Source organism: Amycolatopsis heterodermiae (assembly GCF_034929455.1).
GTDB lineage: Bacteria > Actinomycetota > Actinomycetes > Mycobacteriales > Pseudonocardiaceae > Amycolatopsis > Amycolatopsis heterodermiae.
In genome coordinates, this window is the sequence record NZ_JAYFSI010000004.1 from 141,128 (window position 1) to 156,091 (window position 14,964).

Annotated in this window: 15 protein-coding genes and 3 tRNA genes; 12 read left to right on the forward strand and 6 right to left on the reverse strand. The window is 70.0% G+C overall.

Features of this window, described 5'->3' with window-relative positions:
- Genes VA596_RS19570 through VA596_RS19580 form a run of 3 tightly spaced genes read left to right on the forward strand, consistent with a single transcriptional unit; the run spans position 1 to position 5,148 of the window.
- Complete coding sequence (locus tag VA596_RS19570; protein WP_323329166.1) at positions 1-1,422, forward strand: hypothetical protein; 1,422 nt, start codon at positions 1-3, stop codon at positions 1,420-1,422.
- Positions 1,419-2,390, forward strand: a complete 972-nt coding sequence (locus tag VA596_RS19575) for a glutamate ABC transporter substrate-binding protein (RefSeq protein ID WP_323329168.1) — start codon at positions 1,419-1,421, stop codon at positions 2,388-2,390. Before VA596_RS19570 ends, VA596_RS19575 begins: the two co-directional genes overlap by 4 nt.
- Positions 2,391-2,445: 55 nt before the next feature.
- Positions 2,446-5,148: a serine/threonine-protein kinase gene (locus VA596_RS19580; protein WP_323329170.1), complete on the forward strand. Its 2,703-nt coding sequence runs from the start codon at positions 2,446-2,448 to the stop codon at positions 5,146-5,148.
- 271 nt (positions 5,149-5,419) lie between these two features.
- On the opposite strand, the gene VA596_RS19585 is transcribed toward VA596_RS19580, so the two are convergent.
- On the reverse strand, positions 5,420-6,007 hold the full coding sequence (locus VA596_RS19585) for a PaaI family thioesterase (RefSeq protein WP_323329172.1): 588 nt from the start codon (positions 6,005-6,007) through the stop codon (positions 5,420-5,422).
- 237 nt (positions 6,008-6,244) lie between these two features.
- Between VA596_RS19585 and VA596_RS19590 the strand changes: the two genes are divergently transcribed.
- Positions 6,245-7,585, forward strand: coding sequence for an MFS transporter (locus VA596_RS19590; RefSeq protein WP_323329726.1), 1,341 nt, complete (start codon positions 6,245-6,247; stop codon positions 7,583-7,585).
- A gap of 81 nt (positions 7,586-7,666) precedes the next feature.
- Here the strand turns inward: VA596_RS19590 and VA596_RS19595 are convergent, their stop codons facing one another.
- From VA596_RS19595 to VA596_RS19610, 4 genes are all read right to left on the reverse strand, one after another.
- Positions 7,667-8,149 (reverse strand): hypothetical protein, encoded by a 483-nt coding sequence (locus VA596_RS19595; RefSeq protein ID WP_323329174.1) that lies wholly within the window; start codon positions 8,147-8,149, stop codon positions 7,667-7,669.
- Between the two features lie 5 nt (positions 8,150-8,154).
- Positions 8,155-8,709 carry a SigE family RNA polymerase sigma factor gene (locus VA596_RS19600; protein WP_323329175.1) on the reverse strand — a complete coding sequence of 185 codons (555 nt, stop codon included), beginning with the start codon at positions 8,707-8,709 and terminating at the stop codon, positions 8,155-8,157.
- A 4-nt stretch (positions 8,710-8,713) separates the two neighbouring features.
- Complete coding sequence (locus tag VA596_RS19605) at positions 8,714-9,019, reverse strand: hypothetical protein (RefSeq protein ID WP_323329177.1); 306 nt, start codon at positions 9,017-9,019, stop codon at positions 8,714-8,716.
- 175 nt (positions 9,020-9,194) lie between these two features.
- Positions 9,195-10,406, reverse strand: coding sequence for a L,D-transpeptidase (locus tag VA596_RS19610; protein WP_323329179.1), 1,212 nt, complete (start codon positions 10,404-10,406; stop codon positions 9,195-9,197).
- Positions 10,407-10,865: 459 nt separating this feature from the next.
- On the opposite strand from VA596_RS19610, the gene VA596_RS19615 reads away from it, so the two are divergent.
- The gene (locus VA596_RS19615) at positions 10,866-11,069 is read left to right on the forward strand and encodes a cold-shock protein (protein WP_003097368.1); all 204 of its coding nucleotides are present in this window, start codon (positions 10,866-10,868) and stop codon (positions 11,067-11,069) included.
- Positions 11,070-11,151: 82 nt separating this feature from the next.
- On the opposite strand, the gene VA596_RS19620 is transcribed toward VA596_RS19615, so the two are convergent.
- A complete protein-coding gene (locus VA596_RS19620) occupies positions 11,152-11,595 on the reverse strand; it encodes a hypothetical protein (RefSeq protein WP_323329192.1) in 444 nt (147 codons plus the stop codon).
- Positions 11,596-12,189: 594 nt separating this feature from the next.
- On the opposite strand from VA596_RS19620, the gene VA596_RS19625 reads away from it, so the two are divergent.
- The 7 genes from VA596_RS19625 to VA596_RS19655 all read left to right on the forward strand — a co-directional run bounded on the left by VA596_RS19625 (position 12,190) and on the right by VA596_RS19655 (position 14,958).
- Positions 12,190-12,444, forward strand: coding sequence for a hypothetical protein (locus VA596_RS19625; RefSeq protein WP_323329194.1), 255 nt, complete (start codon positions 12,190-12,192; stop codon positions 12,442-12,444).
- 168 nt (positions 12,445-12,612) lie between these two features.
- Positions 12,613-13,398 (forward strand): SCO6745 family protein, encoded by a 786-nt coding sequence (locus tag VA596_RS19630; RefSeq protein ID WP_323329196.1) that lies wholly within the window; start codon positions 12,613-12,615, stop codon positions 13,396-13,398.
- A gap of 101 nt (positions 13,399-13,499) precedes the next feature.
- Positions 13,500-13,572: transfer RNA gene (locus VA596_RS19635), tRNA-Glu, on the forward strand.
- Between the two features lie 28 nt (positions 13,573-13,600).
- Positions 13,601-13,674 (forward strand) — tRNA-Asp (locus VA596_RS19640).
- A gap of 31 nt (positions 13,675-13,705) precedes the next feature.
- Positions 13,706-13,779: transfer RNA gene (locus tag VA596_RS19645), tRNA-Phe, on the forward strand.
- 69 nt (positions 13,780-13,848) lie between these two features.
- Positions 13,849-14,499, forward strand: coding sequence for a class I SAM-dependent methyltransferase (locus VA596_RS19650; RefSeq protein ID WP_323329198.1), 651 nt, complete (start codon positions 13,849-13,851; stop codon positions 14,497-14,499).
- Between the two features lie 108 nt (positions 14,500-14,607).
- Positions 14,608-14,958 (forward strand): YciI family protein, encoded by a 351-nt coding sequence (locus VA596_RS19655; RefSeq protein ID WP_323329200.1) that lies wholly within the window; start codon positions 14,608-14,610, stop codon positions 14,956-14,958.
- Positions 14,959-14,964 lie beyond the last annotated feature (6 nt).

A 14,964-nucleotide genomic window follows, 5' to 3' on the forward strand; every position in this document is an offset into this window, starting at 1 on the left:
ATGACCAGCACTGCGACGGCGCCGGGTCCCACCGCGCCCGCGCCGGGACCCGCACCGCCGTCGCCACCGGACGGCCGCGATCGCGCCGGGGGCCGCAGCGGCCTGCTGGGCCTGCTGGACCTTCCTGGCCAGGGGATACGCGCGATCATCCGGTCGGCCGCGACCACCCCGGGCCGGCTCACCGTGATCGCCGTCGGGCTGGTGCTGCTGGCCCTCGTCGCCGGGCTCGTCGCGACGCTGTCGGTGCAGAACCGCGACAACACGATCACCGGGGTCATCGACCACCGCGAACCCCTCGCCGCCGCGTCCCAGCAGGTCTACCGGTCGCTGTCGGACGCCGACGCGACCGCGGCGAGCGCGTTCCTCTCCATCGGCACCGAACCGCCCGAACTCCGGCAGCGCTATGAGCGTGACATCGCCGAAGCCGGTGCGGCGCTCGCGAAGGCGGCCTCCGACTCCGGTGACGTCGCCGACGCGGCCGGCCCGGTCGACGTGCTGAACCAGTCGCTGCCGGTCTACACCGGCCTGGTCGAGACGGCGCGGTCGAACAACCGGCTCGGCTACCCGGTCGGCGCGTCCTACCTGCGCGAGGCGTCCGAGCTGATGCGGGCGAAGATCCTGCCCGCCGCCCAGGACCTCTACCGCGTCGACACCGAGAAGCTGATCGAAGAGCAGGACAGCGCCACCGGCTTCCCGTGGCTCGCCGTGATCCTTATGGTCGCGCTGCTGGCCGCGCTCGTCGTCGCCCAGGTCTACCTGACCCGCCGGACCAACCGGCTGCTGAACGTCGGGCTCGTCGTCGCGACGGCCGCCGTCGTGGTCTCGCTGCTGTGGGGCTCGGTCGCGTTGATCGTGCAGGGCAGCCTGGTCGGTGGCGGCCAGGACGACGGCTCGCACCGCGTCGACGTCCTCGTCCGCGCGCGCATCGCGGCGCTGCAGGCCCGCGCCGACGAAACGCTGACGCTGGTCGCCCGCGGCGACGGCGCCGCCTACGAAAAGGACTTCGGCACCAACGCCGTCCAGCTGGCCGGGGCCGACGGGCAGGGCGGCCTGCTCGCCGAAGCCCGCAGCCTGATCCCGGACGGTGACGGCGCCAAGAAGGTCGCCGACGCGACCAAGGCCGCGAACGACTGGTTCCAGGCGCACAAGCAGGTCCGCTCCCGCGACGACTCCGGGCAGTACCAGGAAGCCGTCGACCTCGCGGTGCTGGAGGACAAGACCGACGGCTCGGCACCGGCGTTCCGGCGGCTCGACGACAGCCTCCAGGACGCGATCGACGTCGGGCGGCAGGAGTTCCTCGACAGCACCCACAACGGCGACCGCGCGCTGACGCTCCTCGCGCCCGGTTTGGCCGTTCTCGCGATCGTCGCCGCGGCGGGTGTCACCATGGGAATCCGGGAGCGACTGAGGGAGTACCGGTGAGCAGGCGGGGTTACGCGGTCCGGACGGGCGTGCTCGTCGTCGTCGCGGCACTGGCGGCGGCCTGCGGGAGTCCCGGGAAACCGGTCGACCCGGCACCGGTCAGCAACGCCGCCTGGCCGCAGCCCGCGCACGTCGGCGGCCCGGATTCGACGGCCGGCGGCGGCGCCGACACCAGCTGCAACCCGCTGGCCAGCCTCGCGCCGAGCGGGACGTCGATCCCCTCCGGCTCGACCATGGCGAAGATCAAGGAACGCGGGAAGCTGATCGCCGGCGTCGACCAGACGACGTACCTGTTCGGGTTCCGCAACCCGACCACGGGCAACCTCGAGGGCTTCGACATCGACATGGTCAACCAGATCGCCAAGGCGATCTTCGGCTCGGCGGACGGGCACGTCCAGTTCCGCGCGATCCCGTCGTCGCAGCGCGAGAACGTCCTCAAGGACCACCAGGTCGACGTCGTGGTCCGGACCTACAGCATCACGTGCGACCGCCGGAAGGTCGTCCAGTTCTCGTCCGTCTACTACAAGGCGGGGCAGCGGATCCTGGTCACCAAGGAGTCCCCGGTCCGGAAGCTGACCGACCTGACCGGCAAGCGGGTGTGCGCGGCGAAGAAGTCGACGTCGCTGGCGAAGATCGCGACGGACCCGGCGAAGCCGGTGCCGGTCTCGGTGGACAACTGGTCGGACTGCCTGGTGATGCTCCAGCAGGGCCAGGTCGAGGCGGTGTCGACCGACGACACCATTCTCGCCGGGATGGCCGCGCAGGACCCGACGCTGCAGGTCGTCGGCGACCAGTTCACCGAGGAGAACTACGGCATCGGCGTGCCGAAGGACGACGAGGACATGGTCAAGTACGTCAACGCGGTGCTGGACAACGTCCGCGGCAACGGCGCCTGGCAGGACAGCTACCACAAGTGGGTGGAGTCCTCGCTGGGCCCGGCGTCCCCGCCGTCACCGCAGTACCAGTGAGTCGCGCGCGACTAGAATCGGTCCTCGTACGTCGTCGGGGATCTGGGAGGTAGCAGTGTCGGAGGAGCCGCGCCGTCCTCGGCACGCCGCACCGGACGACGAGCAGCAGGTGGCCCCGCCGAGCTGGCAGCCGCCACCACCGGTGCGGTGGGAGACGCCCGAGCCGTCGATCTCCGGGCGGCTCGACGACACCGAGCCGCCCGCCGCCGAGAAGACCGTCTTCCACGCGCCGGTCCGGCGTCCGCCGACGCCGCCGCGGGGTGAGCGGACCTTCGTGCGCGGGCAGATCCCGGGCGCCAACGACCCGACCCGGCCGCCGGGGCGGATGACCCCGGTCGCGCCGCCTGTTGCCCCGCCTGGCGCGCCGCCGGTTGCGCCTCCGGTGGAGCCGACGCAGGCCGTCCGGCCGGACCCGAACGCGCCGCAGCCGACGAGCGTGCTCGCGGCGCCGGCGCCGGAGACCCAGAGCATCATGCCGCCGGTGCCGCGGCCGGAGACCGGGCCGGGGATGCTGCCGGACCCGGGCACCGAGAGCGTGCTGCCCGAGCGCAGCAGCGACGGCAGGCACACCGGCACCGGGACCGGCACGGGCACGGGCGCCGGGACGGGCAGCGGTTCAGGGTCCGGCTCCGGTTCGTTCCCCGGCACGTCGCGGCGGACGTCGTCCCGGACGTCGCGCTCGCGCCGCGGCCGGCTCGGCGCCGGGCTGGTCGAGGTCCCGCCGGTCCCCGCGCGCGACCCGGCGTCGGCGGTGCTGACGAACCCGGTGGTGTCGGAGGAAAAGCGCTTCTGCGGCAGCTGCAGCGCGAAGGTCGGCCGCGGTGTCGACGGGAAACCCGGTTCGCCCGAAGGAAAGTGCGAAAACTGCGGCGCGCCGTTTTCCTTCCTGCCGAAGCTGCAGCCGAACGAACTGGTCGGCGGCCAGTACGAGGTGCTCGGCGCGATCGCGTACGGCGGCCTGGGCTGGATCTACCTGGCGCAGGACCACAACGTCAGCGACCGCTGGGTCGTCCTCAAAGGACTGATCGACACCGGTGACGCGACGGCGATGGCGGCCGCGGCCAACGAACAGCGCTTCCTGGCCGAGGTCGAGCACCCGAACATCGTCAAGATCCACAACTTCGTGCAGCACCCGGACGCGCACAGCGGCACGACCGTCGGCTACATCGTGATGGAGTACGTCGGCGGCCAGTCCCTGCGGCAGCTCGCGCTGGCGCACCACCGGGAGAGCCGTCGTCCGGAGCCGCTGCCGATCGGCCAGGTCATCGCGTACGGGCTGGAGATCCTGCCCGCCATGGGTTACCTGCACAGCCAGGGCCTGCTCTACTGCGACCTCAAGCCGGACAACGTGATCCAGACGAACGAGCAGCTGAAGCTGATCGACCTGGGCGCGGTCCGGCGGACCGACGACTACGAGAGCCCGCTGTTCTTCACCACCGGCTACAGCGCGCCGGAGCTGGCGACGCAGGGCGCGTCGATCGCGTCGGACCTGTTCACCGTCGGGCGCACGCTCGCCGTGCTGAGCTTCGAGTTCACCGGCTACACCACGAAGTTCAAGTCGACCCTGCCGGGCTCGGACGCGGTCCCGCTGTTCGCGCTCTTCGGTTCGTACCACCGGTTCCTGAAGCGCGCGACGCACGCCGACCCGGACCGGCGGTTCCTCTCCGCCGAGGAGATGGCCGACCAGCTCACCGGGGTGCTGCGCGAGATCATGGCGCTGGGCACCGGAAAGCCGCGGCCCGGCGCGTCCACGGTGTTCGGCCCGGAGAGCCGCACGTTCGGCGTGCAGCTCGTGGTGCCGGAAGCCGGCGGGAGCGTGCCGCTGCCCGGCGCGGCCGAGGTCGTCGCCGGCCTGCCGATCCCGCAGGTCGACACGGACGACCCGGCGGCGGGCGTGCTCGCCACGACGACGTCGCTCGAGCCGCGCGGCGCGATCGAGGCGCTGGCCGGCGCGCCCCGCGAGTCGATCGAGGTGCGGCTGCGGATCGTCCGTGCCCGGATCGAGCTGGGCGAGCTGTCCGAGGCGCAGCGCCAGCTGCAGGCGGCGCAGTACCTGGCGATCAAGAACGGCTTCCCGCACGACTGGCGGATCGACTGGTACCGCGGCCTGATCGAGCTGGCGGGCGGCCGTTCGCGCGTCGCGCACGTCGCGTTCGAAGCGGTGTACGACGACCTGCCGGGCGAGATCGCGCCGAAGCTGGCGCTGGGGGTCAGCGCCGAGGGCGTCGGCGACTACTTCGCGGCTGCGCGGTTCTACGAGCTGGTCTGGCGGACCGACCGCAACTACGTCAGCGCCGCCTTCGGCCTCGCCCGCGTCTACCTGGCGCAGGGCGCCCGGACCAGCGCGGTCGAGGTGCTCGAGACGGTGCCGCCGTCGTCGACGCACTACGTCGACGCGCAGGTCGCCGCGATCAAGATCAAGACGACCGCGACCCGGGCAGCGGGCAAGGAAGCCCTGGTCAGCGAGCACGACCTGCTCGACGCGTCGGCCCGGCTCGAACGTCTCCGCCTGGACGCCGAGCGCCGCACGAAGCTCTCGGCCGGGGTGCTCGAAGCCGCGTACGAGTGGCTTCGCGGCCCTCGCCAGGGCCCGCCGTCACCGGGCGGGCGGGTGCTCGGCTGCCAGCTGGACGAGCGCGAGCTGCAGTTCGGCCTGGAGCGCTGCTACCGAGCCCTGGCGCGTTTGGCGGCGACGGTCGAGCAGCGGGTGGAGCTGGTGGACAAGGCGAACGCCATCCGCCCGCGCACCCTCACCTGATCAGGACCCTGCCCGACCCTCGGACACGCGTACCGTCCGCCTGGGTACGCGTGTCGTCCATCCAGGTACGGGAGTCGTCCGCCTGGGTACGCGAGTTCGCCGTTCCGGTACGCGGATCTCGCGTGATCAGTCGCGCGACTCGCGTGACTAGGCGGGCATCTCGCGTGATTGGGCGGGCATCTCGCGTGATTGGAGAGGCATCACGTGTGATCGGGCGGACGACACGCGTACTCGGGTGGACGACACGCGTACCGGGATGGACGACACGGTGTCAGGGGTTGATCTCCCAGTCGCCGCGTTCGCGCTGGTTCTTCTCGTGCTGCGCGGCCAGCTTCTCCAGCGCCTGCGGGTCGCCGTGGTTGGAGAAGTGGTCGAAGCCCACCACGATGAACAGGGCACGGGCGCTCACCGCGATCGGGCCGTCCTCGGCGTCGAGGCGGCCGTCCGCGCTGACGTAGATCTTGCGGCCGGCGATGCCGTCGAGGCGCGCGGTGATGAACAGCGTCGAGCCGACCGGCACCGGGCGGCGGAAGTCCGTCTCCAGCTTCCCGGTGACCGCCGGGCGGCGCATCAGGTTGCCGACCGTCGAGCCGAGCGCCTCGTCGAACGCGCAGGCCAGGAGGCCGCCGTGGGCGAGCCCGGGGGCGCCCTGGTGGGCCGCGGTGACGGTGAACCGCGAGTGCACGACCTGGCCCTCACCGACGGTCGAGCGCAGGTGCAGCCCGGCGTCGGCCTCGTCGCCGCAGCCGAAGCACTCGCCGAAGTGCACACCCAGCTCGGTGCCGGCCACGGGGGCCTTCGGGTGCGGGACCGCCGGCTCCACCGGTACCGGCGGCCAGGGCTGGGAAACACGACTCATGCGCTGACGTTAACTCGCCGGTAGTCGTCCGCTTCGTCCGGCCCGCGACGTGACCGGGCAACGTACACCTCTCAGTAGCCGGAAAATTCCACACCGTAGAGATTCTCCGGCTCAGACTGCCGACCTGCGGCGACCGGGCAAGACTGGAGTGATGAGCTCGAACGGCCCAGTGGGCACCGCACGGAGGAGGTCGTCGTCGGCATGAGCGAACCTGCAGCAACGACGGGCAAACCGTCGGTGGACGAGAGAACCGTCAAGCGGGCGGTGTGGGCGTCCGCGATGGGGAACGCCACCGAGTGGTACGACTACGGCGTCTTCACCTCGGGCGCCATCGCCGTCAGCATCGGCTCGGAGTTCTTCCCCGGCGAGGGCAACGCCGTGCTCAAGTCGCTGGCGCTGCTCGCGGTCGGGTTCATCGTGCGGCCGTTCGGCGGGGCGTTCTTCGGCCCGCTCGGGGACAAGATCGGCCGCCAGAAGGTCCTGGCCATCACGATCCTGCTGATGTCGGGCTGCACCTTCCTGGTCGGCGTCCTGCCGACGTACTCCGGCGGTTACAGCATGGGCATCGCGGCCCCGATCGCGATCCTGCTCCTGCGCATCATCCAGGGCTTCTCCACCGGCGGTGAGTACGGCGGCGCGGCGACGTTCATCGCCGAGTACTCGCCGACCAAGCGCCGTGGCTTCTTCGGCAGCTTCCTCGAACTGGGGACGCTCGCCGGGTACGTGCTCGGCAACCTCGTCGTCCTGGCCGTGACGCTCTCGCTGTCGGCCGACCAGGTCGACGCCTGGGGCTGGCGGATCCCGTTCTTCGTCGCGCTGCCGCTGGGCCTCGTCGGGCTCTACCTGCGGAACAAGCTCGAGGACACCCCCGAGTTCCGCCGGCTGGAGGCCTCGGGCGAGAAGCCGCGGAAGGCGCCGCTCAAGGAGATCTTCACCCGCAACTGGCGGATGATCCTCAACCTGATCGGCATCGTGCTGCTGCTGAACGTCGCGGACTACCTGCTGCTGACGACCATGCCGACGTACTTCACCGAGACGTTGAAGATCAACGACAACACGTCGACGCTGATCATCATCGCCGTCGAGGTCCTGCAGATGGCGATCATCATCCCGCTGGGTGCGCTGTCCGACAAGATCGGCCGGAAACCGCTGCTGCTCACCGCGGCCATCGGGTTCCTGGTGCTGAGCTGGCCGTCGCTGAAGCTGATGCAGTCCGGCAGCATCTTCTGGCTGTTCGTCGGGTTCCTGATCGTGGCGATCCTGCTGGTGCTGATGCTCGCGGTGATCGGCTCGACGTTCCCGGCGATGTTCCCGACCCGCGTCCGGTACGGCTCGTTCGCGATCGGCTACAACATCTCGACGTCGCTGTTCGGTGGTACCTGCGGTGTCATCGTGACGGCGTTGATCCAGAGCACCGGCAACCCGGACTGGCCGGCGTACTACCTGATGGCGGCCGCCCTGATCGCGATCATCCCGATCATCAAGATCCCGGAGACCTCGCAGGTGCCGATCGAGCAGATCGACACCGAGGACAGCGGGGGCGGCAAGTCCCTGACCGGCGCTTCCGCTCAGCGTTGAGCGGATCCGCCTCGCAAAGACGTGTGCCCCGTCCGGATCACCGGGCGGGGCACACGTGCGTCGCGGGTCGTTCCGCAACAGCTAGCGGGTGGTGGTCGCCTCGGTCGGTGCCGTCGGCATCTTCTGCCTGGTGTCGGCCGGGTTCGCGCTCGGCGGGGACGAGGGCCGCTCGGTCTTGCGGACCGTCGTCGAGCTGGGGACCGGCCGCAGCGGGGTGCGTTGCGGTGACTGACCCGGCTGAGCGGCCGGCGGCGCGATCGACGTCGCGGGGACCTCCTCCTGCGCCGGGGCCTTCGTCGGGGACGGGGGAGCGGTGCCGATCGTGGACAGGCCGGGGTCGGCGGGCTGCACCGGATCCGGCGGCCCGAAGCGGTAGCCGGCCAGGAAACCGGCCACCGCGAGGATCACCGCCGTCGCGGTCGAGGTACCCACGACGGCCATCCGCTTGCGTCGTCGCCGGATCCGGCCACCGCGTTCGATCACGTCGGCGGCCTCGAGCCGCATCGGCGGCGTGTCGGCGGCCGCGCCGGTCAGGATCACGCGGACGTCGTCTTCGGGGTCCATGTTCGTCACCTCCCCTCCGTGGGTGCGCTGAACGACAGCGCGCTGTAGTGCGGGCCGAGCCGGTTGCGCAGCGTCGCCAGGCCCCGGGAGGCCTGGCTCTTCACCGTGCCGGTGCTGCAGCCGAGGGCCTGCGCCGTCTCCTCGACGCTCAGGTCCTCGAAGTACCGCAGCACCAGCACGGCGCGCTGCTTGGGGGCCAGTACGGCCAGTGCCTGCCGGACCAGCATGTCCTGGTCGCTCCCGGCGGGTTCCGCCGGGAGCTCCGGCAGGGTGTCGGTGAGCCGCTCCCGTTTCCACCTGCTGCGCCGGTGCTCGGCGAGGAACGTGCGGAGCACGACCTTGCGGGCGTAGGCGTCCAGGGTGTCGTGGCGCGACAGCCTCGGCCAGGCGAGGTACAGCTTGATCAGGGCCGCCTGCGTGAGGTCTTCGGCTTGGTGCCAGTCACCGCAGAGCAGGTACGCCGTGGACCGGAGGCTGTGCGCGCGCTCGCCGAAGTACCGGGCGAACTCGCCGTCCCACGGCGAGCCCGGCCCGGTCGACGGACGGGAGCGGGAGATCACCTGGCTACCGGGTCTCCCAGATCGCCGGGAGGTGCAGGTCGCCGGTCGGACCGGCCGGGACGGCGCGCGGGACGCGCGGAGCCTGCTCGGCACGGGGGACCGTCGGCAGCTTCGTCGCCTCGCGGGGCACGGCGCTGGGCGCGGGACGCCTGGTCTCGGTCGGCGCGGGGGCCAGCGTCGGCGCGGCCGGGCGGGCGGTCGTGGCCTGCGGCGGCGCCGTCGGCTGCGACTGGGCCATGGCGACGCCACCGGTCAGGGCACCACCGGCGAGCACGAGCGCGCCGAGGGACAGGGCGATGCGGATACGCAAGACAGCTCCTCATTCTCGCGGGCGCGGCTGTCGATCGCCGCGCCTCTGCCCGTAGTCATGCGGTGGGTGCTCGCCGGGGTTGCATCGGATTTCGCGGGTTCTGGTGGAACACGAACGGCCGGGAAGTCCGCACTGGACTTCCCGGCCGCCCGGTGTTCGTCGGTGGTCTTGTGGCTCAGCCGGCCAGCGCCGACAGCTTCTGCCAGCTCGCCCAGTCGTAGGTCCAGTCGCTGTAGTCGCCGTCCTTGGCCGTCAGCGTCTGCGTGCTGCCGGTGATCTCGACCGGATCGCCGGTGAGCACGCCGTCGTAGTACTCCTTGGCGCGCGCGGGCGAGAGGTTCAGGCAGCCGTGCGAGATGTTCTTCTTGCCCTGCGCCCAGACCGACGCGGCCAGGCCGTGGATGAACTCGCCGTTGTTGGAGATCCGGACCGCCCACGGCACCACGACGTTCTCGTAGTGGTACTTCGGGTTGCTCATCGCGTACGTGGCCTGCTTGCCCATCACGACGTGCGTGCCGCTGTGGGTGACGCGGCCCGGGTCGGAGTCGAGGCCGTAGCTGACCGGGTAGTCGGCGATCTGCTGGCCGTCGCGGATCACCTGCATGGTGTGCTGCGTGGTGTTGCCCTTGACGATCTGCGAGCGCCCGATGGCGAAGCTGGCCGAGACGTCCTGCTTGCCGTACACGCCGTCGCCGATCTTGACGCCGTAGATCTTGGCGTTGACCTTCACCTGCGTGTTGGGCTTGAAGTACTCCTTCGGCCGCCAGTGCACCGTGGTGTCGCCGTTCAGCCAGGCCCAGGAGCCCTCGGTCTTCGGCGTGGTCTCGACGGAAAGCGCCTTCTCGACGGAGGCCTTGTCGGTGACGCGGCTCGGGAAGGTCAGCGCGATGGGCATCGCGATGCCGTACGTCTGGCCGTCACCGACGTTCAGGCTGGCCTGCGTCTGCCGCCTCGGCTTGACGGTGGTGAACGTGCCGCCGATGGGCACGTTCTTGCCGTCGGAGCCCTGCGCCTGGCCGGACCAGGTGTAGGTCTTGCCGTAGCCGAGCTGCTCGGTGGTGTTCCAGCTCTTCTTGTCCGCCGACGTCTGGCCCTGGACCTGCTTGCCGTCCGGGTTGGTCAGCGTGACCGAGACGATCGTGCCGCTGTCGACCTTGACGCCGACCGGCTCGCCGGGCGCGACGTCCTGCGCGCCCGCGGCCGGGCTCACCGCCAGTTTCGCGGGCTGCGCGGTGGGAGCCGGCGCCTGCGTCGGGCCCCCGCCCGACGTGCCGCTCGCCGACACCGTCGGTTCACTGCTGCACGCCCCCAGCGTCAGCACTGCGACCAAGCCCAGTGCCACAGCCGCGCCCCGGCGCCGCGTGGAGTTCCTCACCGTCACACCCATTCCCCTTTGCCCCTTTGGTGCTTCCCCTCTTCGAGACGCCTCGCGGACCTCGAACGTTGAGCAATGTTCGAGTGACGAACGTCACAGCCGATCCGGTGGGCCTTAACGGAGGGGGCACGGTCGGCTCCGAGCCGTATCCGGTGATCACGGAGCCGATGTGCTGCGCAAGACTAACCGGTGGGTCCGACAGAAGCGGGTGGGGAGCCCTACGACGTTCCGGTGACCTTGGCCGTGACAGGCGTTTTTCGCCTCGATCACGGGGTTCAACTTTGGCCAGATCCCGGTAGTCTGCTTGCAGGCCGTCGTTTTGCGTGTTCGTGGCTTCACACTCGCGGAACTTCTGACGCGAGCCATGGAGCCGACACGCTCTCTTGACTCGACTCGTTGGAACCGCCCGGGACGGCCGGGGTGCCGCTTCGGTGGCATTCGAAGCGGATCTGTGTAACGAGGAGAACAGCGGTGGCGCAAGGCACTGTGAAGTGGTTCAACGCGGAGAAGGGCTTCGGCTTCATCGCGCAGGACGGCGGCGAAGGCGACGTGTTCGTTCACTACTCGGAGATCGAGGGGCGTGGCTTCCGCACCCTCGAGGAGAACCAGCGAGTGGAGTTCGAGGTCGGCCAGGGCCAGAAGGGCCCGCAGGCCCAGAAGGTCCGCGCGATCTGAGACAGGCCCTTTGCGCGTCTTAAGGCCTGAGTGAAGGGCCCCCGGCTGCCGGCCGGGGGCCCTTTCTCATGTGGTCCGGGGTTCAGCGACGTCCGACGGCCGGCGCGTCGAACGCGTCGGCGGGGAAGTGGAACTCGTCGGTGAGGTCGGTCAGCTCTTCGTCCTGGCCCTGGACCTGCCGCTGGTCCTGGAGAGAGGCGGCCTGCCCCTCCCAGTTGAGCCGCTCGAGGATCCACTCCTGCGCGAGCGCCTGGGGAGAGATCCCCCGCGCCTCGGCGACGTCGGAGAGCTGCTTGCTGGCGATGAGGCTCATCCGCAGCTGAAAGACCTGAGCTTCCCCGAACCGCTTGCCGGTCCCGGTGCTCTCGTTGTCAGCATCGGGCGCCAGGGCGGCCAGGTAGCTGGTGAGTTCCTTGTCCTCGACAACACCGTCGTCGGCGGTCTTGGCGGCACCGCGGTGACGCCCGGAGGACACTGCCTTGAGGTTCGTGCGGCTGCTCAAGCGGCCGAGTGAGGGAAGGGGCACGAGCCACACGATAACGGTTAGGTCTCACACCACAAACCACTGTGAGCCACAACACGCCGATTAATTTACCCAATCAGCCCAACCGCCACCTGAATAGCCGAACCACCAGTAAACGCACCGCAATCAGTCACTAACAGTACGAGTCGATCACTTTGCGAAACGCCCTCAGGAAACGCTGGAAGTCTGGCAACCGCACCGTGGGGGTCCGGGGGCTCGGCCCCCGGGAGATATGAACGAAATGATCGAGCCCTGAAGGGCGAAGCCCGAAGGGACTCGAGAAATGGAGGACCCCCGCGCCAGGGGGAGGAACGCGGGGGTCGGAGGGGATCTCCACAGGCGCTGACCGGGGGTGTGTCAGCACCTCGATTGTTGCACGTCTTGCGTGGTTGGGCGAGTGGAGAGCGGGAAATTTCCGCGTGCGGTGTCACTTCGCGTCCGGGGTGACGTTCGTTCGGGTGGTGTTGTTCTCCGGGTGTGCTGATTGCGCTGCGTTGAGCGGAGCGTGGCCTCAGGTTCACTCTCCGGGGGGCTGTGTGTGGCGGCTTGCGCTGGTTAGCCTCGCGGCCAAGTTGTTGTGAGCCGTATGGAGGGGCTATGAGCGGGTCTGTTGAAGTGCGGCAGTTCCTCCTTCGGTACGAAGGTGCCGATGGGGGTGCTGCTCCGTTCGCCGGAGGGTTGCCGGCTCAGCGGAGCGGGGCCGCGGATACGCAGCGGGTGTCGGACGATCAGGTCCGGCGGGCTCGGCTGGCGGTGGCGAACGGTGCGCTGGGGGTCGAGGACTGCGTCCAGTTGCTGGAGATGCTGGGGCTGAACCTGGACGAGGACGGGCAAGCGCCGGTCCAGCGTTGAGCGGGTGGTCGGCCGGGGGTCCGGTGGGCGGTGTGGGTGCCGCCGGGCCTGTCCGGTGATGTTCGTGCAGGTTGTCGCCCTTTTTCGGGGGTAATTTCCGAGTGGTCGCCGGTTTCTTGACGCAGGTTTCGTAACAGTGTTACGTTTGCCGGGTCGAAAGGGGCGGACATGACGGCGATCGAGGACGCGGCCGGGGTGGCGAGCCGGATCCGGCCGGTGGTGCAGGTGCTGGGCGGCAAGTTCATGACGTCGCCGGAGCTTGCGGCGGTCGAGAGCGAGGTGGGTCTGCCGCCGCGTTCGCTGTACGTGCGAGGCCGATCGGCGGTGCTCGGCGACGTGCCGCCGCACGTCGCCGCGGAGCTGTTCGGCATCTTCCCGCACTGGCTGTTCGACTACGTCCTGCCGCCGGCGCAGGAGGCCCTGGACGCGGTCGCCGCGGTCCGCGCCTACGCGGAGTCATCGGCGCGCTGGTCCCGCGTCAACCTTTCGGCCGTATCCGAGCCGGGTCGCCTGGCGGACCTGTTGTTCCGCGTGGTCGACGCCGCGGACGCGAGCGGTCTCGCGCTCTTCGCCGGCTGGCGGCGCGCGCAGCGTCCCGAGGGTGACGTCGAGCGTCTCGGGTTCGCGCTGATGGTCTTCCGCGAGCTGCGCGGCGGCCTGCACTTCGCGGCGCTGCGGGCGGTGGGCCTGTCGGTGCCGGAGGCGGTGGTGGTCGACCCCGAGGGCGGCCGCGAGCGCCTGCTGCGCACGGCGTGGCCGCAGGACGCGGCGGACGAGCTGGTGGCGTCGGCCGAGCGCAAGCCGGACCTGAGCGACCGCTGGCACCGAGCGGAGTCCCTGATCGACGATCGGGTCGGCGAACTGCTGGCGTCGGCGCTGACGGCGGGCGAGGTGATCGAACTGGAGCGCCGGCTGTCGACGTTTGCGCAGGTCCCGGCGCCGGTGCGGGGTTAAGGAACCCCCGGTGCAAAGGGGTGGCGGCGTGCCCTATGCTTGTAATCGCTCCCGGGGGACAACCTGAGAGCGCGGTCGGTCGGTTAGCCGAAACTGATCGGGCTCCCATCGTCCAGCGGCCTAGGACTCCGCCCTTTCAAGGCGGCAACGCGGGTTCGAATCCCGTTGGGAGTACGTAGTACCGTAGTAAAGCAGTACGCAAGGCCCTGTGGCGCAGTTGGTTAGCGCGTCGCCCTGTCACGGCGAAGGTCGCGGGTTCGAGTCCCGTCAGGGTCGCAAGATCGTTCGGCTCCAGGCCGGCGTTCCCGGCCAGGTAGCTCAGTTGGTACGAGCGTCCGCCTGAAAAGCGGAAGGTCGCCGGTTCGACCCCGGCCCTGGCCACCGCTCACGAAGACCGTCTCGACTCAGTCGAGGCGGTTTTTTCGTTACCCGGTGAGCCAGAATGAGGGCATGTACGGCCTGGAAGCGGTGCTTCGACGAGTTCGACGCCGTCGGGCTCGGACGGCATCGGGAGACGGTGAAGTGGCTGTGACGCACGACCCTTGGGACGACGAAGCCGCCACCTTCGACGAGCAGCCCGACCACGGCCTCCGCGATCCCGAAGTCCGGAACGCCTGGGCCGCGCTGCTTCTTCCGCTTCTGCCGCCGGCGGCCGTGGTCGCGGATCTTGGTTGTGGGACCGGGAGTCTCTCGCTTCTGCTCGCCGAGGCCGGGCATCGCGTGCACGGGGTTGATCTCTCCCGGCGGATGCTCGAGGAGGCGCGGAAGAAGGCCGGGACGCGGGTCGAGTTCAGCCATGGTGATGCTGCTGATCCGCCGGTCGATGACCACTCCTGTGACGTCGTTCTGGTGCGGCATGTGTTGTGGGCCATGGCTGATCCGGCGGCCGCCGTCGGGACTTGGGTGCGGTTGCTGAAGCCTGGCGGGCGGCTCGTGCTCGTCGAAGGGCGGTGGTTCACCGGAGCCGGGCTGGCGGCCGAGGAATGCCGGCGTCTGGTCAGGGTGCACCGGCGAGAGGTGGACGTGCGGCCGTTGGACGATCCCGCTCTGTGGGGCGGCGAGATCACCGACGAGCGGTACCTGGTCACGAGCCTGCGTTAGGCCGGACGAGTGAACCGCGACCAGCCGTGTCCGGAACCGGCGGACGGCGTCGACCCAGCGGCGAAGGCGGCCCAAGGACGGGCTGCCACCCACAAAAGGGGAGCCGACATGCGATACCTGCTCACGCTGCACATGAACCCGACCCTCTGGGCCACCCTCACCGACGACCAGAAGAACGAGGTCTACGAAGGCCACGGCACCTTCACCAAGCTGATCACCGGCTCCGGCGAGATGGTCGAGACCAAGGCTCTCGTCGATCCCGCCGGGACCAAGACCGTCCGCGTCGAAAAAGGCACGCCGAGCGTAGAGAGCGGCACCTTCGTCGAGGCCGACTCCTTCCTCTGCGGCTACTACGTCGTCGACGTCGCGAGTGAGGCACGCGCTGTCGAGCTGGCTGCGGAGATTCCGGACGCGCGGTACACCGCCGTCGAGGTGCGCCAGGTGATCCACGAGGCTTGACCTCGA